Source organism: Rhodovulum viride (genome assembly GCF_003265965.1).
Lineage (GTDB): Bacteria > Pseudomonadota > Alphaproteobacteria > Rhodobacterales > Rhodobacteraceae > Rhodovulum > Rhodovulum kholense.
This window is the reverse complement of record NZ_MUAV01000007.1, coordinates 139516-158097: the sequence shown is the minus strand read 5'-3', so window position 1 is coordinate 158097 and position 18582 is coordinate 139516. Positions and strand designations below refer to the sequence as shown.

General features: G+C 66.2%; 17 protein-coding genes. 3 read left to right on the top strand and 14 right to left on the bottom strand.

Annotation, left to right across the window (positions count from 1 at the left end):
- Positions 1–45: 45 nt before the first annotated feature.
- Complete coding sequence (locus BYZ73_RS08145) at positions 46–756, top strand: glycosyltransferase family 25 protein (protein WP_181497996.1); 711 nt, start codon at positions 46–48, stop codon at positions 754–756.
- A 10-nt stretch (positions 757–766) separates the two neighbouring features.
- Here BYZ73_RS08145 and ccoS read toward each other — a convergent pair whose 3' ends face one another.
- The 8 genes from ccoS to ccoN all read right to left on the bottom strand — a co-directional run bounded on the left by ccoS (position 767) and on the right by ccoN (position 8812).
- Positions 767–925 carry a cbb3-type cytochrome oxidase assembly protein CcoS gene (gene ccoS, locus BYZ73_RS08140; RefSeq protein WP_112315577.1) on the bottom strand — a complete coding sequence of 53 codons (159 nt, stop codon included), beginning with the start codon at positions 923–925 and terminating at the stop codon, positions 767–769.
- Between the two features lie 5 nt (positions 926–930).
- Positions 931–3120 (bottom strand): heavy metal translocating P-type ATPase, encoded by a 2190-nt coding sequence (locus tag BYZ73_RS08135; RefSeq protein ID WP_112315576.1) that lies wholly within the window; start codon positions 3118–3120, stop codon positions 931–933.
- A gap of 3 nt (positions 3121–3123) precedes the next feature.
- A complete protein-coding gene (locus BYZ73_RS08130) occupies positions 3124–3585 on the bottom strand; it encodes a FixH family protein (protein WP_112315575.1) in 462 nt (153 codons plus the stop codon).
- Complete coding sequence (gene ccoG / locus BYZ73_RS08125) at positions 3585–5018, bottom strand: cytochrome c oxidase accessory protein CcoG (RefSeq protein WP_112315574.1); 1434 nt, start codon at positions 5016–5018, stop codon at positions 3585–3587. The genes BYZ73_RS08130 and ccoG overlap by 1 nt, the downstream gene beginning before the upstream one ends.
- A 351-nt stretch (positions 5019–5369) precedes the next feature.
- Complete coding sequence (gene ccoP / locus BYZ73_RS08120; RefSeq protein WP_108027360.1) at positions 5370–6257, bottom strand: cytochrome-c oxidase, cbb3-type subunit III; 888 nt, start codon at positions 6255–6257, stop codon at positions 5370–5372.
- Complete coding sequence (locus tag BYZ73_RS08115) at positions 6254–6460, bottom strand: cbb3-type cytochrome c oxidase subunit 3 (protein WP_108027361.1); 207 nt, start codon at positions 6458–6460, stop codon at positions 6254–6256. The genes ccoP and BYZ73_RS08115 overlap by 4 nt, the downstream gene beginning before the upstream one ends.
- Positions 6461–6470: 10 nt before the next feature.
- A complete protein-coding gene (gene ccoO, locus BYZ73_RS08110) occupies positions 6471–7199 on the bottom strand; it encodes a cytochrome-c oxidase, cbb3-type subunit II (protein ID WP_108027362.1) in 729 nt (242 codons plus the stop codon).
- A gap of 11 nt (positions 7200–7210) precedes the next feature.
- Positions 7211–8812 (bottom strand): cytochrome-c oxidase, cbb3-type subunit I, encoded by a 1602-nt coding sequence (gene ccoN / locus BYZ73_RS08105; protein ID WP_112315573.1) that lies wholly within the window; start codon positions 8810–8812, stop codon positions 7211–7213.
- Positions 8813–9024: 212 nt separating this feature from the next.
- Here ccoN and BYZ73_RS08100 point away from each other — a divergent pair, with 212 nt between their 5' ends.
- Entirely contained in the window at positions 9025–9864 is an 840-nt protein-coding gene (locus BYZ73_RS08100; protein ID WP_108027364.1) for a universal stress protein, read from the top strand.
- Between the two features lie 33 nt (positions 9865–9897).
- Here the strand turns inward: BYZ73_RS08100 and fnrL are convergent, their stop codons facing one another.
- On the bottom strand, positions 9898–10644 hold the full coding sequence (fnrL, locus tag BYZ73_RS08095) for a transcriptional regulator FnrL (RefSeq protein WP_112315572.1): 747 nt from the start codon (positions 10642–10644) through the stop codon (positions 9898–9900).
- A 62-nt stretch (positions 10645–10706) separates the two neighbouring features.
- Here fnrL and hemN point away from each other — a divergent pair, with 62 nt between their 5' ends.
- A complete protein-coding gene (gene hemN / locus BYZ73_RS08090; protein WP_112315571.1) occupies positions 10707–12062 on the top strand; it encodes an oxygen-independent coproporphyrinogen III oxidase in 1356 nt (451 codons plus the stop codon).
- 5 nt (positions 12063–12067) lie between these two features.
- Here hemN and BYZ73_RS08085 read toward each other — a convergent pair whose 3' ends face one another.
- From BYZ73_RS08085 to recR, 5 genes are all read right to left on the bottom strand, one after another.
- Positions 12068–13678, bottom strand: coding sequence for an ABC transporter ATP-binding protein (locus BYZ73_RS08085; RefSeq protein WP_112315570.1), 1611 nt, complete (start codon positions 13676–13678; stop codon positions 12068–12070).
- Positions 13675–14784 carry an ABC transporter permease gene (locus BYZ73_RS08080; RefSeq protein WP_112315569.1) on the bottom strand — a complete coding sequence of 370 codons (1110 nt, stop codon included), beginning with the start codon at positions 14782–14784 and terminating at the stop codon, positions 13675–13677. Before BYZ73_RS08080 ends, BYZ73_RS08085 begins: the two co-directional genes overlap by 4 nt.
- 1 nt (position 14785) lies before the next feature.
- Positions 14786–15886, bottom strand: a complete 1101-nt coding sequence (locus BYZ73_RS08075) for a microcin C ABC transporter permease YejB (RefSeq protein WP_112315568.1) — start codon at positions 15884–15886, stop codon at positions 14786–14788.
- A 19-nt stretch (positions 15887–15905) separates the two neighbouring features.
- Positions 15906–17855 carry an extracellular solute-binding protein gene (locus tag BYZ73_RS08070; protein ID WP_245943085.1) on the bottom strand — a complete coding sequence of 650 codons (1950 nt, stop codon included), beginning with the start codon at positions 17853–17855 and terminating at the stop codon, positions 15906–15908.
- A 123-nt stretch (positions 17856–17978) separates the two neighbouring features.
- A complete protein-coding gene (gene recR, locus BYZ73_RS08065) occupies positions 17979–18578 on the bottom strand; it encodes a recombination mediator RecR (RefSeq protein ID WP_112315566.1) in 600 nt (199 codons plus the stop codon).
- Positions 18579–18582: the final 4 nt, after the last annotated feature.

Here is an 18582-nt window from a genome sequence, read left to right as displayed (position 1 = left end):
GCTATGGCGTCCCGAACCGCACAGAAACACCCGTCCGGGGGGCACATGATCCTCGTCATCTCGCTTGACCGCTCGCACGAGCGGAGGCAGGCCGTCACCGCCGCCATGGATGCCCTCGGGCTGGCTTTCCGCTTCGTCGACGCGGTCGATGCGCGCCGCGATGCCCTGACGCCGGTCGCCCCGGCCGCCCGGATCCGCGCCGCGATGGAGCGCGACATGAGCGACGGGGAAAAGGCCTGCGCGCTCAGCCACCGCAAGGCCTACGAAACCTTTCTGGCCAGCGGGGACAGCCATGCGGTGATCCTGGAGGACGATGCGATCCCCTCGCCCGCCTTCGCCGCGTTCCTGGGCGCGGGCGGGCACCTCAAGCATCCGATGATCCTGTATTATCATTCGGGTGCCCGCGTCCTGCGGAAGCCGGGCGTGCCCGCGCTTGGCGACCATCGGCTGTTCCGGCTGGCGCTGCCCGCGAACGGGGCGGTGGCCTACAGTCTGGACCGCGCCGCGGCAAAGGCGCTTCTGGCGGCGCAGACGCCGGTGGTGCGCAAGGCCGACTGGCCGATGGACATCGCGACGCTGGGCGCCCTGGTCGTCGTGCCGCAACTGGTTGGCCATCCCGACCGGGCCGCGGACCCCGGCCAGTCGCTGCTGGCGGCGGGGCGGACGAACAGGCGGGGCCTGCGGCTGGGGCGGTATCTGCGGGCGGAGTATTACCGGCGCAAGTTTCTGAAGCTGACCACGCGGCGGGTCAGCTAGGCGCCCGGTTTCAGGGCTTGGGATGGTCGTCCCAGTCCTCGTTCAGGATCCGCCGGGCGTCGCCCTCGGGGTCCTCGAACTGGTGCGCGCGCAGCGCCCAGAAGAAGGCGCCAAGCCCCAGACCTCCGAGGAAAAGCGAAATCGGGATGAGATAGGCGATGATCTGCATGGGGCCTACCTTACCCTCAGCGCGTTCAGCGAGACGGTGATCGACGAGGCCGACATCGCCAGCGCGGCCGCCAGCGGCGTGGCCAGCCCGACCAGCGCGATCGGCACCGCGATCAGGTTGTAAAGCGCCGAGATCGCGAAGTTCTCGCGGATGCGCCGGGTGGCCTTGCGCGCCGTCGTCACGGCCCCCGACAACGCCGACAGGTCCTTGCCCAGCAGCACGATGTCCGAGGCCACCCGCGCCGCATCCAGCGCGCTGGCGGGCGAGATCGAGACATGCGCCGCGGCCAGCGCGGCGGTGTCGTTCAGCCCGTCGCCCACCATCAGCACGCGCCGACCCGCGCGGCTGAGCGCCTGCACGGTTGCGGCCTTGTCCTCGGGCAACGCCTCGGCCTGCCAGTCGGAGATCCCGAGCCGCGCGGCCAGATCCGCCACCGGACCGGGCGCGTCGCCCGATACCAGCCGCACCGACAGCCCCAGCGCCAAAAGCCCCGCCACCGCCTCTTCGGCCCCCGGGCGCAGCCGGTCGGCGAAGGTGAAGGCCACCGGCGCCCGCGCCCCCACCTGCAGCCAGGAGGCGGTCTCGGCCCCGGACTGCGCCCCGACCCAGGCGGCCCGGCCAAAGCGTACGCGCTCGCCGCCGAAGGCGCCCTCGATCCCGTAGCCCGGCACCTCGCGGATGTCGGCGACCCGGGCAGGGTGAAGCCCGGCCTTGCGCCCCGCCTCGGCCAGCGCGCGGGCCAGCGGATGGGCCGAGCCCTCGGCCAGCGCCAGCGCGATTTCCAGATCGCGGCGGGGATGATCGCCCAGATTGGTCGGCTCGGGCGCGCCGAGGGTCAGCGTGCCGGTCTTGTCGAAGACGACCGCATCGACCTCGGCCAGACGTTCGAGCGCGGTGCCGTCCTTGATCAAAAGCCCGCGCCGGAAGAGCCGCCCCGACGCGGCGGTGGTGACGGCGGGCACGGCCAGCCCCAGCGCACAGGGGCAGGTGATGATCAGCACGGCGACCGCGATGTTCAGCGCCAGCCGGATGTCGCCGCCGGAAATCCAGAGCCAGGCCAGAAACGCCGCCAGAGCCAGAAGATGCACGCCGGGGGCATAGATCCGCGCGGCCCGGTCGGCGAGCGAGGTGTAGCGGTTCTTCGAGCTTTCGGCGATGGCGACCAGATCGGCCATGCGGTGCAGCGAGCTGTCCTGCCCGGCCGCGGTCACGGTCATGGCCAGCGGCCCGGTCAGGTTCACCTCGCCCGCGCTCAGCGCCATGCCCGGTCCGGCAAAGGCGGGCAGGCTCTCGCCGGTCAGCAGCGAGCGGTCGATTTCCGACTGGCCCTCGGCCACGATCCCGTCGACCGGCACCCGGGCGCCGGGGCGCACCAGCACCACGTCGCCGACCGCGATCCCGGCAATCGGCACCGTCTCTTCGCCCGTTGCCGTTCGGCGCTGCGCGCGCGGCACCTCGAGCGCGGCCAGTTCCTCGGCGGCCGAACGCGCGACGGCGCGGGTGCGGTGGTCGAGATAGCGGCCCGCCAGCAGGAAGAAGGTCAGCGACAGCGCCGCGTCGAAATAGGCATGCGGCCCGTGCTGGGCGGTTTCATACAGTGACATGCCCGCGGCCAGCGCGATGGCCAGCGAAATCGGCACATCCATGTTGAGCCGCCCGTGCCGCAAGACCGCAAAGGCGTTCCGGAAGAAAGGCTGGGCGGCGAAGACGATGGTCGGCAGCGCGATCATCGCCGAGACCCAGTGGAAAAGGTCGCGCGTGGCATCCGCCGCGCCCGACCAGACCGCCACCGACAGCAGCATCACGTTCATCATCGCAAAGCCCGAGACGGCGATCCGCATCAGGATATCGCGCCCGGCCTTGTCGGTCGCGGTGGCCGCGATCACACCGGGGTCGAGTTCATGCGCCTCGTAGCCGATGGCCTCCAGCACCCCGACCAGCCGGTCGGCGGTGACGGCGGGCGCGGCCTCGATGGCGACGCGTTTCAGCGTCAGGTTCACCCGGGCGTTCCGGACGCCCTCGGTGCCGTTCAGCGCCCGTTCGACCGCCGAAATACAGGCCGCGCAATGGATCGTCGGCAGGGACAGGAACAGCCGCGCGTCCTTGGGGGCCTCGGCATCGGCCAGCGCTTCGGCCGAGGGCGCGACCGCGCAGGCCGGGCAGGCCGCCGGACGCATCTGCATCTCGGCGCCCATGGGTCAGCCGTCCACGTGAAGTTGCAGCCGTTGCCGGAACGGCGTGCCGTCCTCGGCCGCGGCCGTCACGCGGATCGTCCAGAAGCCCGGCCCCAGATCGAGTGGCGACGAGAAGGTGCCGTTGTAATACAGCATCGCCGGCCTCTTGTCGTCGCGCACGCTGGTCGCGCGGCCGACCAGAACGTCGAGGTCGCGCACCTCGACCGGCTTGCCGTCCGCCTCCTCGAAGCGCAGCGCCAGCACCCGTTCGGCCTCGTCATAGTCGATGCTGGTGGTCCAGCCCAGCGCCTGCTGTTCGTGCAGATGGGTGTTGAACTCCTGGCTCGCGACATAGGAATTGGCGACTTCCAGGCCGGGGAAGGTATGCACCGCCTGATAGGCCAGCGTCAGGTTGACGCCGACCACCACGGCGAAGGCCGAAACCGTGAAGATCAGGACCTTCCGGCCCGTCAGTTCGCTGCCCATCACTTCATCCCTTTCCCGTTGAAGACCGTGTCGTCATAGGTCCGCTCGGCGGCCGCGGGATCCTCGAGCCAGATCCGCACATCCGAGGTCGTCGCATTGGCCGGGGGGCTGCCCGCGGGCGCCACGATGTAGACCCGCTTGAGCAGGGTCGCATCGGGCGGCACCGTGAAGGTCCCGTCTTCCGAGCCTTCGACCGAAATGGCATAGGCCTCGTCCGGGGTCACGGTCAGGCGGAACGCCCGTTCGTCGCCATGCATGTTGCGCACCCGCACGTCATAGGTGTTGCGGATCGAGCCGTCCGACATGGTGACGAAGATCGGGTTGCGGACCGGCGCCACCGTCATGTCGATGTCAGACCGCACGAACAGCGCCACCAGAAGGCCGATGCCGACCGCCGACCAGAGCGCCGTGTAAAGGATGGTGCGGACCCGGAACACATGCTTCCAGATCGATTTCGGCCGGTTGCCCGCGCGTTCGCGCGCTTCGTCCGACAGCGCCATGTAGTCGACCAGACCGCGCGGCTTGCCGACCTTGTCCATCACCTCGTCGCAGGCGTCGATGCACAGCCCGCAGGTGATGCAGGCCAGCTGCTGGCCGTCGCGGATGTCGATGCCCATCGGGCAGACATTGACGCAGGCATTGCAGTCGATGCAGTCGCCCAGCCGCTCGGCGCCCTCGGCCTTGCGGTGCTTGCCGCGCGGTTCGCCGCGCCATTCGCGATAGCCGATGGTGATGGTGTCCTCGTCCATCATCGCGGCCTGGATGCGCGGCCAGGGGCACATGTAGACGCAGACCTGTTCGCGCATGAAGCCGCCCAGGATGAAGGTCGTCAGCGTCAGCACCAGGATCGTGGAATAGGCCACCGCATGGGCCTGGAAGGTGATCAGGTTCCACAGAAGCGTCGGCGCATCGGCGAAATAGAAGACCCAAGCGCCGCCCGTGGCCACCGCGATGGCAAGCCAGAGCCCCCATTTGGTCAGCCTGAGCCGCCATTTGGTGGCGCCCCAGCGCGCGTTCCACAGACGCACGCGCTTGTTGCGGTCGCCCTCGACCCAGCGCTCGACCAGAATGAAGAGATCGGTCCAGACCGTTTGCGGGCAGAAATAGCCGCACCAGACCCGGCCCAGCGCCGAGGTGAAGAGGAAAAGCCCCAGCCCGGCCATGATCAGCAGCCCGGCGACGAAGTAGAATTCGTGCGGCCAGATCTCGATCCAGAAAAAGAAGAAGCGCCGGTTGGCGAGGTCGATCAGGACCGCCTGATCGGGCAGGTTCGGTCCGCGATCCCAGCGGACCCAGGGCAGCAGGTAATAGATGCCGAGGCAGATCGCCAGCAGCCACCATTTCAGGCTGCGGAACTTGCCCGACACGCGCCGGGGAAAGATCGGTTCGCGGGCGGAATACAGGCGGTCGGGATTCTGGTCAGTCGAGCTCACACGCTCACTCCGTTCGGGCTGCGGGCCGGGTCCGGCGTGCCTTTGCGGTCGCGTCGCGACGTGGGCCCTCGTTCTTCGATAGCTAGAACCTGCATCCTCACAAGGAAAGCGACGAGGCGTTCACTTCTGAGGCGGATTGCGGAGTCTTTGACGACGAATCGCACAGGTCGCAGGGTGAGAACTGGAAAAACTCTAATTCTGCGCGCGGACGCACAGTGCTCTCTTAGATAGCGCGCTGGACGATTGGGGAGGTTTTGGGCGAGGATAGACACCGGCCCCCGTGGAAACGCGCGAACAGGATGGGGGCCGGTGCCATCGACCGGGGGCCATTGGCCCCCGGAAGTCGTTTGATCATTCGCCGCCACCCAACTGGTGGACATAGACCGCGACCGACTTGCGCTCCGCCTCGCTCAGACGGTCCTGCCAGGTCGGCATGACCCCGAAGCGCGCCTTCGTCACAGTCTCGGTCAGCGTCGCGACGTCCCCACCGTAAAGCCAGATCGCGTCCGTCAGATTGGGCGCGCCCACGGTGCGGTCGCCGCGGCCATCCTCGCCATGGCATGCAGCACAGTTATCAAGGAACACCGTTTCGCCCTGACTTGCCAATGCGGCATCGTGTTCCTGCCCGGAGATTTTCCGGACGTACTGGACCACCTGGTCGATCTCCTCGCCGGACAGAAGCCCGTCGGTACCGAAGGAGGGCATCTGCGACCAGCGCGCGTCGGGGTTGTCCTCGTTCCGCACGCCGTTGGTCACGGTGTAGTAGATGTCCTCGAGCTTGCCGCCCCAGAGCCAGTCGTCGTCCAGCAGGCTGGGATAGCCCTGCCCCTGCACGCCGGCCGCGCCCGACCCGTGGCACTGGGCGCAATAGGTGCGGAACACCGCGCCGCCGCCCTGAACCGCGTAGTTGTAAAGCGCGGGGTCTGCCTCGATCGCCGCCGGGTCCTCCATCGGCGCCGCCGCGACCCGGGCAATAAGCTCGGCATTGCGGTCCTCGTAGTCCTTGATCTCGGCCTCGACCGCGTGCCGGGTCGAATAGCCCAGAAGCCCCGGGGTCGCCCCGGTCACCAGCGGCCAGGCCGGATAGAGCATCGAGTAGATGAAGGCGAAGGCGATGCAGGCGTAGAAGGTCCAGAGCCACCAGCGCGGCAAGGGATTGTTCAGCTCTTCGATGCCGTCCCAGCTGTGACCGGTGGTGCCGACTTCGCCGGGCTTGGTGTTGTGATCGCTCGAACTCATGTCCGCGCCTCCTTTCGGCACGTCGCACCGTCCTCGGTGCCTGCAGGTTTGTCTTCATGCCGGAACGGGATGTTGGCCGTGTCCCGGTGGTCCTTGGCGCTGCCCGGGCGCAGGGCCCAGACGATCACGCCGACGAAGAACACCGTGAGTGCCAGCAACATCCAGCTGTCGGCGAACTCGCGCATGACGGAATAGGTATCCATGCCTCCGTCCTCAGCGGCTCGCATCCGGCTCGAAGGTCGAGAAGTCGACCAGCGTGCCCAGCATCTGCAGATAGGCGATCAGCGCATCCATTTCCGAGATGCCCTCATTGCCGTCGAAGTTGCGCACCTGCGCCCCCGGATAGCGTTCCAGAAGACCGTCCACGCCATCGGCATAGGGGTCGATCTGGGCGTTGAAATCCGCGACCGCGTTCTCGATCATCTCGTCCGTATAGGGCACGCCCACCGCGACATGGGTGCGCATCTTGTCGGCCATGTAGGTCGGGTCGACCATGCGCCGTTCGAGGAAGGCGTATTTGGGCATCACCGATTCCGGCACCACCGATTGCGGGTTGCGCAGGTGGTGGACATGCCAGGCGTCGGAATAGCGCCCGCCGACCCGCGCCAGGTCGGGCCCGGTCCGCTTGGACCCCCACTGGAACGGGTGGTCGTACATCGATTCGGCCGCCAGGCTGTAATGGCCGTAGCGTTCCACCTCATCGCGCATCGGGCGGATCATCTGGCTGTGGCAGACATAGCAGCCTTCGCGGATGTAGATGTCGCGCCCCGCCAGTTCCATCGGCGAGTAGGGGCGCATGCCCTCGACCTTCTCGATGGTGTTCTGAAGGTAGAACAGCGGGGCGATCTCGACCAGACCGCCGATGGTCACGACGAGGAAGCTGAACACCAGGAGCAGCGACGCGTTCTTCTCAAGGATCTTGTGTTTTTCGAGAATGGACATGGCTGCCGTCCTTATTCAGCGGGCGCCGCAACCGGCGTCGCCTGCTTGGCGGGCGCGGAGGTCGCGGTCTTCCAGATGTTGTAGCACATGATCAGGGCACCGGTGACGTACATGCCCCCGCCGAGCGCGCGGACGATATACATCGGGTGCTTGGCCGCGACGGTGTCCGCGAAGGAGTTCACCAGGAACCCTTGCGCGTCGACTTCGCGCCACATCAGGCCTTCCATGATCCCGGTAACCCACATCGAGGCGGCGTAAAGCACGATCCCGATGGTGGCGAGCCAGAAGTGCCAGGAGACGAGCGTGGTCGAATAGAGCCGCTCGCGGTTCCACAGCCGCGGCGCGAGGAAGTAGAGCGCGCCGAAGGTGATCATGCCGTTCCAGCCCAGAGCGCCGGAATGGACGTGGCCGATGGTCCAGTCGGTATAGTGCGACAGCGAGTTGACCGCGCGGATCGACATCATCGGGCCTTCGAAGGTCGACATGCCGTAGAAGCCGACGGCCACGACCATCATGCGGATGACCGGGTCGGTGCGGATCTTGTCCCAGGCGCCCGAGAGCGTCATCAGGCCGTTGATCATGCCGCCCCAGGAGGGCATCCACAGCATGACCGAGAAGACCATGCCCAGCGTGCCGGCCCAGTCGGGCAGAGCGGTATAGTGCAGGTGGTGGGGACCCGCCCAGATGTAGAGGAAGATCAGCGCCCAGAAGTGGATGATGCTGAGCTTGTAGCTGTAGACCGGGCGTTCGGCCTGTTTCGGCACGAAGTAGTACATCATCCCGAGGAAGCCCGCGGTCAGGAAGAAGCCCACCGCGTTATGGCCGTACCACCACTGGGTCATGGCGTCCTGCACGCCCGAGAAGACCTGAACCGATTTCGAGCCCCAGATCGAGATCGGCAGGCTGAGGTTGTTGATCAGGTGCAGCATCGCCACGGTGACGATGAAGCTGAGATAGAACCAGTTGGCGACGTAGATATGGGGTTCCTTGCGCTTGAAGATCGTGCCCAGGAAGATTGCCAGATAGGTCACCCAGAGGATCGTCAGCCAGATGTCGACATACCATTCGGGCTCGGCATATTCCTTGGACTGGGTCGCGCCCAGAAGGTAGCCGGTCGCCGCCAGCACGATGAAGAGCTGATAGCCCCAGAACACGAACCAGGCCAGGCTCCCCCCCCAGAGCCGGGCCGCGCTGGTGCGCTGGACCACGTAGAACGACGTCGCGATCAGGGCGTTGCCGCCAAAGGCGAAGATCACGGCCGAGGTGTGCAGCGGCCGCAGCCGGCCGAAGTTCATGTAGCCGCTGGCCCATTCGAAGTTCAGGCCGGGAAAGGCCAGCTGGCTGGCGATGAACGTGCCGGCGGCAAAGCCGACCACGCCCCAGAAGCAGGTCGCGATGACACCCGCCCGGATGACATCGTCCATGTAGCCGGTCTTGTCGATCACCGGTTTCGGTGCGCCGAGTCCCCGCACCGTCCAGGCGGCGAGACCGCCCGTGACCAGCAGGATGATCACCGCGTGCACCATGTATGCCATGTCGCGTGCCATGAACGCGGCGACCGCGGCGAACACCGCAATCACGCCCAGGACGGCGATCTTAACGTAGTCCCACATTGATAGTCCCTTCGTCTTTCACCGACCGAACCGCCTTCGGCCGACTCCCTCACGATGCCGTGACGTATTCTATGGTATGCACGGATATGCATTGATCCAAGTCAATCTCTCTTTAGCTTGTCCAATTCAAGCTTGATCTTGGTCAAAGCCTTGGAACATCGCGGTCATTTATGGTCTGCGCAACGTCACCAACGACGCGAAGGAGTATTGCGGTGGGCTACAAGACCATCCTCACCATCATCACCGACACGGATATCTCCGACTCGGCGCTCGAACCGGCGATCACCCTCGCCGCCCGCGAAGAGGGGCATCTGGACATCCTCTGCCTCGGCGTGGACCGGACCCAGACCGGGTATTACTACGCGGGCACCAACGCCTTCATCCAGCAGGAGACCCTGCACAAGGCCCAGGAAGATGCCGCCGCCATCGAGAGCGCCGTCAAGGCCCGCATGGGCCGTGAAACCGTCGCCTGGAGCAGCGAGGCCGCGGTGGCGCAGATCGCCGGGCTCAGCCATCTGGTCGCACAGCGGGCGCGGTTCTCGGATCTGGTGATCATGCCCCGCCCCTATGGCGAGGGCCGCGGCATCGAGGACGAGGCGGCGACCGAGGCGGTTCTGTTCGACGGGCATGCGCCGCTTCTGGTGGTGCCGGCCGGGGCCGACACCGCCCATATCGGGCGCAAGATCGTCATCGCCTGGAACCAGAGCGACGAGGCCATGGCCGCGCTGAAAGAGGCGATGCCGCTGATGCAGGCCGCCGAGGTGGTCAATATCGCGGTGGTCGATCCGCCGAAGCACGGCCCCGACCGGTCGGACCCCGGCGGCGCGCTGTCGCAGATGCTGTCGCGCCATGGCGTCAAGACCGAAATCTCGGTGCTGGCCAAGACCACGCCGCGGGTCTCGGACGTGCTGCAGCGCCATGCGATGGATATCGGCGCCGACATGATGATCATGGGGGCCTATGGCCATTCGCGCTTCCGCGAGGCGATCCTTGGCGGCGCGACCCGCAGCATGCTTGAAAAGACCACGATCCCGGTCCTGATGGCGCATTGACGCGCCGCGGACGGCCCGGCCTGGGGGACGCCCTCAGGCCGGCATGCCGCCGTCGCTGTCATCGCCGGTCTCGCCCAGCAACCGATCGAAATCCGGAACCGTCACATGGCGCTTGCCTTCCAGCACGATCACGCCGTCGCGCTTCAGCGCCGAGATCTGGCGGCTGACGGTTTCCAGCGTCAGGCCCAGATAGTCGGCCATCGCCTCGCGGGTCAGCGGCAGGTCGAACACGATCCGGCCGCGGGTCGGCCCGAGCTTCAGCGTGGCGTCGCGCCGGGCGATGATGGCCAGCAGGCTCGCGATCTTCTCGCGCGCGGTCTTGCGGCCCAGAAGCAGCATCCATTCCCGCGCCGCGTCCAGTTCGTCCAGCGTCATTTCCAGAAGCCGCTGGCCGATATGCGGCGTGCGGATCATCAGCTCTTCGAACGGCTTGCGCCGGAAGCAGCACATCGTGAGCTGAGTCGTCGCGGTCACGTCATAGGCCGCGCTCTCGCGCCCCGGGCGCCCCACGAAATCGGACGGCAGCAGCAACCCCACCATCTGGGTGCGGCCGTCCTCCATCGTCTGGCTGAGCGTGGCGATGCCTTCCATGACCGAGCCGACGAAATCCATCCGGTCGCCGGACCAGATCACGGTCTGACCGGCGTCGAAGGTGCGGTAGTACTTGATGGCCTCGAGCGCCTCCAGTTCGTCCGTCTCGCAGCGGGCACAGACCGCGCGGTGACGAATCGGACAATCGGAGCACTCGATATGAGCAACGGGCGTGTCGGTAACGGCCATTCCGTTTCCAATTTTGACTTCGATCAAGGAGAGGTTCCTTGGGTGGACCTAACGCTAGTCGAATGAGCACAGAATCGCAACTCACCCGTCTCGGTCTATTCGACGCCAAGGTGCCCCGGTACACCAGTTACCCGACGGCACCCCATTTCAATGCGTCGGTGGACGATGGAGACTTCGCCGGCTGGATCGGCCAGATCGAGCCCGGTTCGCAGATTTCCCTGTATATCCACGTGCCGTTCTGCCGCCGGCTGTGCTGGTTCTGCGCTTGCCGCACCCAGGGCACCCGGTCCGACGCGCCGGTCGAAGCGTATCTCGAGACGCTGAAGACCGAGATCGCGATGCTGGGCAAGCGGCTGCCCGAGGGCGTGACGCTGTCGCGCCTGCATTGGGGCGGGGGAACGCCGACGCTGATGTCGGCCGACATGATGAAACAGCTGACCGAGGCGATCTTCGCCGTCGCGCCGATGCACGAAAAGGGCGAGTTCTCGGTCGAGATCGACCCGAACGAGATCGACGAGGCCCGGCTGGACGTGCTGGCCCGGGCGGGCATGAACCGCGCCTCGATCGGCATCCAGGACTTCGACCCGCAGATCCAGTCGGTGATCGGGCGGATCCAGAGCTATGACATCACCCGCGACGCGGTCGATCTGATCCGGTCCAAGGGTATCACCTCGCTGAACGCCGACATCCTGTACGGCCTGCCGCACCAGTCGAACGAGCGGATCGCCGAATCGGTGCAGAAGCTGATGTCGCTGTCGCCCGACCGGGTCGCGCTTTACGGCTATGCCCACGTGCCGTGGATGGCCCGGCGCCAGTCGATGATCCCGGCCGAGGCGCTGCCGACCCCGGAAACCCGGCTGAAGCTTTACGAGACCGCCAAGGAACTGTTCCTGTGGGACGGCTACCGCGAAATCGGCATCGACCACTTCGCGCGGCCCGATGACGGGCTGGCCCGGGCGCTGGACGCGGGCAAGCTGCGCCGGAACTTCCAGGGCTATACCGACGACACCGCGGCCGCGCTGATCGGTCTGGGCGCCTCGTCGATCTCGCGCTTCCCGCAGGGCTATGCCCAGAACCTCTCGGGCACCTCGGACTATACCGCACGGATCCGCGACGGGCGCTTTGCGACCGGCCGGGGCCATGTCTTCAGCGACGAGGACAAGATGCGCTCGCGCATGATCGAGGCCTTGATGTGCGACTTCCACATCTCGACCGCCGAGATCACCGAAACCTTCGGCATCTCGAAATCCGACCTGAACGCGATGTTCCAGGAGGTCGCCGACCGCTTCGCCGGGTTCATCGATCTGAACAATGACGGGCTGACGGTGCCGGAACACGGCAAGCCGCTGACCCGGATGATCGCCCGCGGCTTCGACGCCTACGACCTGTCGAAAGCCGGCCACAGCTCGGCGATCTGACGCTTTCAGGCGGCGCCCGGGGTTTCCCCGGACGCCGCGAAAGCCGCCCGCATCAGGGTGCGGGTATAGTCCGTCTTCGGCGCCTCGAAGACCGCCTCGACCTCTCCCGCCTCGACAATCTGGCCCATCCGCATGACCACGACCTTGTGGGACATCGCCCGCACCACGCGCAAATCGTGGCTGATGAACAGATAGGCCAGGTCGTATTTCCGCTGCAGGCTGCGCAGCAGGTCGACGATCTGCACCTGCACCGTCATGTCCAGCGCCGAGGTCGGTTCGTCCAGCACCACCATGCGCGGCCGCAGGATCATCGCCCGAGCAATCGCGATCCGCTGGCGCTGTCCGCCGGAAAATTCATGCGGGTAGCGGTGCATCATCGCCGGATCGAGCCCGACCTCGGTCAGGATCTGCGCGACATCCTCGCGCGCCGTCCGCCCCGGCCGGACCCCGTGCACCCCGAGCCCCTCGGCCACGATCTGTTCGACCGTCATGCGCGGGCTGAGGCTGCCGAACGGGTCTTGAAAGACGATCTGCATGTCGCGCCTCAGTGGCCGGATCTGCCGAGATTTCAGCCCGTCGATGCCGCGCCCCTGAAAGACGATGCGCCCGTCCGAGGAAATCAGCCGCATGATCGCCAGCGCCAGCGTCGTCTTGCCGGACCCCGACTCGCCCACGACCCCCAGCGTCTCGCCGGCCCGGACCGAGATGTCGGCCCCGTCGACGGCCTTCACATGGCCCACCGTCTTGCGCATGAAGCCGCGCTGGATCGGGAACCAGACCTTCAGCGCATCGGTGCGCACGATCTCGGCCGCGTCGGGCTTGACCGGATCGGGCCCGCCCACGGCGGCGGCGGCCAGAAGCTTCTGGGTATAGGGGTGCTGCGGCGCGCGGAAGATCTGGGCCGTGGGGCCGGTCTCGACGATCTCGCCATCCTTCATCACGCAGACCCGGTCGGCGATCCGGCGCACCACGTTCAGATCGTGGGTGATGAAGAGAAGGCTCATGGTCTGTTCGCGCTTCAACTCGGCCAGCAGATCGAGGATCTGCGCCTCGATGGTCACGTCGAGCGCGGTGGTGGGCTCGTCCGCGATCAGCAGGTCGGGCCCGTTGGCCAGCGCCATGGCGATCATCACCCGTTGCCGCTGGCCGCCCGACAGCTGGTGCGGATAGGCGCCCAGACGGCTTTCGGGATCGCGGATGCCGACCCGGGTCAGAAGTTCCAGGATGCGCGTTCGCGCCGCCGCGCCGGTCAGCCCCTGATGCAGCGCCAGGCTTTCCGCGATCTGCTTTTCCAGCGTGTGCAGCGGGTTGAGCGAGGTCATCGGCTCCTGGAAGATGAAGCTGATATCGTTGCCCCGAACCTGCCTCAGCCGTTTTTCCGGCGCGCCCGCCAGATCCTCGCCCTCATAGACGATCGCGCCCGAGACCGTCGCCGACCCGGGCAAGAGCCCGACCGTCGACAGCGCCGTCACCGACTTGCCCGACCCGGATTCGCCCACCAGCGCCACGGTCTCGCCGCGCCCGATCTCGAAGCTGACGCCCCGGACGGCTGGCGCCTGCCGGCCGTCCTGCTGGAAGGACACATGCAGGTTCTCGACCTTCAGGACCGGGCTCATTGGAACGTCTTTCTCGGGTCGAAGGCATCGCGGACGCCCTCGAAGATGAACACCAGCAGCGACAGCATGATCGCGAAGGTGAAGAAGGCGGTGAAGCCCAGCCAGGGCGCCTGCAGGTTCTGTTTGGCCTGCAGGGTCAGCTCGCCCAGCGAGGGCGCCGAGGACGGCAGCCCGAAGCCCAGGAAGTCCAGAGAGGCCAGCGTGCCGATGGTGCCGGTGATGATGAAGGGCAGCATGGTCAGCGTGGCGACCATGGCGTTGGGCAGCATGTGGCGGAACATGATCGTCCAGTTCGACACGCCCAGCGCCTTGGCGGCGCGAACATATTCGAAGTTCCGCGCGCGCAGGAACTCGGCCCGGACGACACCCACCAGCGCGGGCCAGCCGAAGAGCGCGGTCAGGAACACCAGCAGCCAGAAGCTGCGCCCCAGCACGGCAAAGAGGATGATGATGATGTAAAGCTGGGGCGTCGACGTCCAGATCTCGATCACCCGCTGGAAGATCAGGTCGGTCAGCCCGCCGAAGAAGCCCTGAACCGCGCCCGCGACGATGCCGATGACCGAGGCGATGCCGGTCACCATCAGCGTGAAGAGGATCGACAGCCGGAACCCGTAGATCACCCGCGCCAGCACGTCGCGGGCGGTATCGTCGGTGCCCAGCCAGTGTTGGGCGTCGGGCGCCGAGGGCGCGGTGCCCTGGATGTCGTTGACGGTGTTGTAGCTGTAGCGGATCGGCGGCCAGATCATCTGACCCTTCGCGATGGGCTCGCCCGCGACCATGCCGTCGGCGGCATCGGCGATCAGCCCCTCGGGATCGTCCCAGCAGGCGTCGAGCCCGCCGGTCAGGATCAGGCATTGCACCTCGATGTCGCGATAGACCGCCTCGGTCCGCAGATCGCCTCCGAAGGCGGTTTCGGGGTAGAACCGGTAGATCGGAAAGAAGCTCTCGCCGCGATAGCTGACATAGATCGGCTTGTCGTTGGCCAGCAGTTCGGCAAAGAGCGACAGGCCGAACAGCACGCCGAAGATGGCCAGCGACCAGAGCGCCCGGCGGTTGCGCTTGAAGTTGCGCCAGCGCCGCTGATTGAGGGGTGACAGCCAGGCCATGTCAGGTCTCCCGGCTTTCGAAGTCGATCCGGGGATCGACCAGCACATAGGTCAGGTCCGACAGGATGCCGACCAGAAGCCCGATCAGCCCGAAGACGTAGAGCGTCGCGAAGATCACCGGATAGTCGCGCGCGACCGCCGCCTCGAAGCCGAGCCGCCCGAGCCCGTCGAGCGAGAAGATCGTCTCGATGATGATCGAGGCGCCGAAGAAGACGCCGATGAACATGCCCGGAAAACCCGCGATCACGATCAGCATGGCGTTGCGGAAGACGTGCCCGTACAGCACCCGCGCCTCGGACAGGCCCTTGGCCTTGGCGGTCACCACGTATTGCTTCTTGATCTCGTCGAGGAAGGAATTCTTGGTCAAGAGCGTCAGCGTGGCAAAGCTGGAAATCGTCGTGGCGATCACCGGCAGGGCGATGTGCCAGAAATAATCGAGGATCCTGGCGGGCCAGCTGAGATCGGCCCAGTTGTCCGATACAAGCCCCCTCAGCGGGAACCATTGCAGGTAAGACCCGCCCGCGAAGACCACCAGAAGCAGCACCGCGAACAGGAACCCGGGGATCGCATAGCCCACGATGATGACGGCCGAGGTCCAGGTGTCGAAGCCCGACCCGTCGCGGACCGCCTTGCGGATGCCCAGCGGGATCGAGACCATGTAGGCGATCAGGGTGGACCAGAGCCCGAGGCTGATCGAGACCGGCATCTTTTCCAGCACCAGATCGACGACCGACACCGACCGGAAGTAGCTTTCGCCGAAATCGAACCGGGCATAGTTCCACATCATCGTCAGGAACCGTTCCAAGGGCGGCTTGTCGAAGCCGAACTCCTTTTCAAGTTCCTCGATAAATTCGGGCGGCAGGCCGCGGGCGCCGACATATTTGTCGCTGCCGCCACCCGCCGCGGTGCTCATCTGCTGGTTCTGGGCGTCGGCTCCGCCCCCGGCAAAGCCCTGAAACACGTCGCCGCCGCCCTCGATCTGGGCGATGATCTGTTCGATCGGTCCCCCCGGCACGAATTGCGTCAGGGTGAAGTTGATGATCATGATGCCGATCAGCGTGGGCACGATCAGCAGCAGCCGGCGGAGGATATAGGCGCCCATCTGGTCCGGTCTGTCCCTGTCAGCGCAGCGCGCCCGCCGCGCGCAGCTCGGCCGCGCGGTCGGCGTCGTACCACCAGAAATCGAGATAGCCCAGATCGTAGGGCGGCAGCGCGTCGGGATGGCGGTACATGTCGAAATAGGCCACCCAGTGGACGTCCTTGTACCAGGTCGGCACCACGAAATACGCGTGCCGGAAGATCCGGTCGAGCGCCCGGGTCGCGGCGCGGAACTCGTCCTCGGATTTGGCCGAGACGAGGTGCCGCATCAGGATATCGGCGCCTTCATTGGCAAAGCCCGCCGGGTTGAAGAGGCTGTATTCGGCATCGGCCGACCCGAACCGCTGCTGCATGCCCAGCCCCGGCACCAGGTTGGTCTGGTAGCTTGCAAGGATCATGTCGTAGTCGCGTGCGCGCCTGCGGTTGGTGAATTGCGAGGGATCGACCCGCGAAAAGCTGGCATCGACGCCCAGCGCGCGCAGGTTGTCGACGAAGGGCAGCGCGATCCGTTCGGTCACCGGGCTGTCGTCGAGGATCTCCAGCCTCAGCATCTGGCCATCGGCGTTGCGGCGCATCCCGTCATCGCCCGCGACCCATCCCGCCTCGTCCAGCAGTTGCGAAGCCTTCCGCAGGTTCCGCCGGTCGAGCTGACGGTCGCCCGAGGTATGGGCCTTCATCGGCGGCTCGGTCAGGATCGCAGGGTCGATATGATCCGCGACCTCCTGCAACAGTTCAAGCTCGCGGCCCTCGGGAGGCGCATCGGGTGCGCCGAGATCGCTGTTTTCCCAGAACGAGCTGCGCTGCTTGAAGAGGCCGAATTGCAGCGTCTCGTTGGTCCATTCGAAATTGTACATGAGCCCGATGGCGCGGCGCACCCGCAGGTCCTGGAATTGCGGCCGGGCGAGGTTGAAGATCCAGCCGCTGTCGGGCGGCAGGTTGCCGTCATGGGGTTCGTCCTTCTTCACCCAGCCCTCGGCCACCGCCGGGAAATCGTAGCCCGTCGCCCATGTCTTCGAGCTGTCCTCTTCGCGGAAGGTGTAGGCACCCGACTTGAAGCCCTCGAGCGCGGCGATGGAATCGGCGAAATACTCGACCCGTTTCCGGTCGAAATTGTAGCGCCCGATATTGATCGGCAGGTCCTTGCCCCAGTAGTCGGGGTCGCGCTTGTAGACGATCCGGCGGTTGATGTCGTAGCTGTCCAGCACGTAAGGCCCGGTCCCCATGATCGGGGTCAGGCTGCTTTCATCAAGACGCGCGCCGGTCTTTTCGAACCAGGCCTTCGACATCACCGGGTTCGACCCCATCTGGCTGATCAGCCCGTCGCGCGGCACGTCCGGCTTGAAGGTGAACTTGATCCGGTAGGTATCCAGCACCTCGGGCGAATAGACCAGCTTCTTGATCGCCTCGCGGTACGAGGGCAGCGCCTGTTCCATCAGCAGATCGAAGGTGAATTTCACGTCTTCGGCGGTCACGGGCGTGCCATCGGTGAAATGCGCCTCGGGCCGCAGGTTGAAGATCACCCAGTCCTCGCTTTCGGGATATTCGAGGCTTTCGGCGATCAGACCGTACGAGGTTCCAGGCTCGTCGGCGACATCTGTCATCAGGCGTTCGATATTGATCGTCGCCAGCGCCCCGGCCCGGCCCTTGCGGGTGAAGGGGTTGAAGCTGTCGAAGGTGCCCGGCGCCCAGATCGAGATCTCGCCGCCCTTGGGCGCGTCCGGATTGACGTAATCGAGCCGCTGGAAATCGGCCGGATATTTGGGCTGGCCCAGTTCCGAAAAGGCATGGGTCTTGATCACGGTTTCGGTGCCGTCAGCCGCCGGGGTCGAAGGCGGCGCATCCTGCGCCAGAGCCGGAACCGCGCCCAGCATCAGCGCAAGCATCAGCGCAAGCGTCCTGACCGCAAGGCGAGGCGAAGGTCTGGCCGGAACCGGCAGAACGGCACGGTGCGGATGGCGGCGGGGGGTGGGCATCGGCAAACTCCCTGTCTTCTGCGGTCGGACGGACCCGAGACCTGCCCTAGCTAATGGCCCGGGCGGCACCGGTTCAAGTTGAGATTCCGTGAGACTTCCGCAATCGACGGGGTAATCCCGGGCTCAGAGCCCCCGGCGCGCCTTCAACGCCGCGCTGATCGTGCCGTCGTCGAGATAATCGAGCTCGCCCCCGATCGGCACCCCTTGGGCCAGCGAACTCAGCCGCACGCCGGTCTCGGCCAGTTCCTCGGCGATGTAATGGGCGGTGGTCTGGCCGTCGACGGTCGCGTTCAGCGCCAGGATTACCTCGGAGATCCCCTCGCGCCCGATCCGTTCGACCAGATCGGGAATGCGCAGATCCTCGGGCCCGACCGAATCGAGCGCCGACAGCGTGCCGCCCAGCACGTGATAACGCCCGCCGAAGGCACCGCCGCGTTCCATCGCCCAAAGATCGGCCACGTCCTCGACGACGCAGATCTCGCCGTTCGACCGGGCCGGATCGGCGCAGATCTCGCAGGTATCGGCGGTGGTGATGTTGCCGCAGACGGCGCAATCATGCACCGCCTCGCCGACCTTGCGCATGGTCTCGGCCAGCGGCAGCAAGAGGACCGCGCGCTTCCTGACCAGATGCAGCACGGCACGGCGGGCCGACCGGGGCCCAAGCCCCGGCAGCCGTGCCATCATGTCGATCAGCGCGTCGATCTCGTGCGGGCGGTCGGCCATCGGC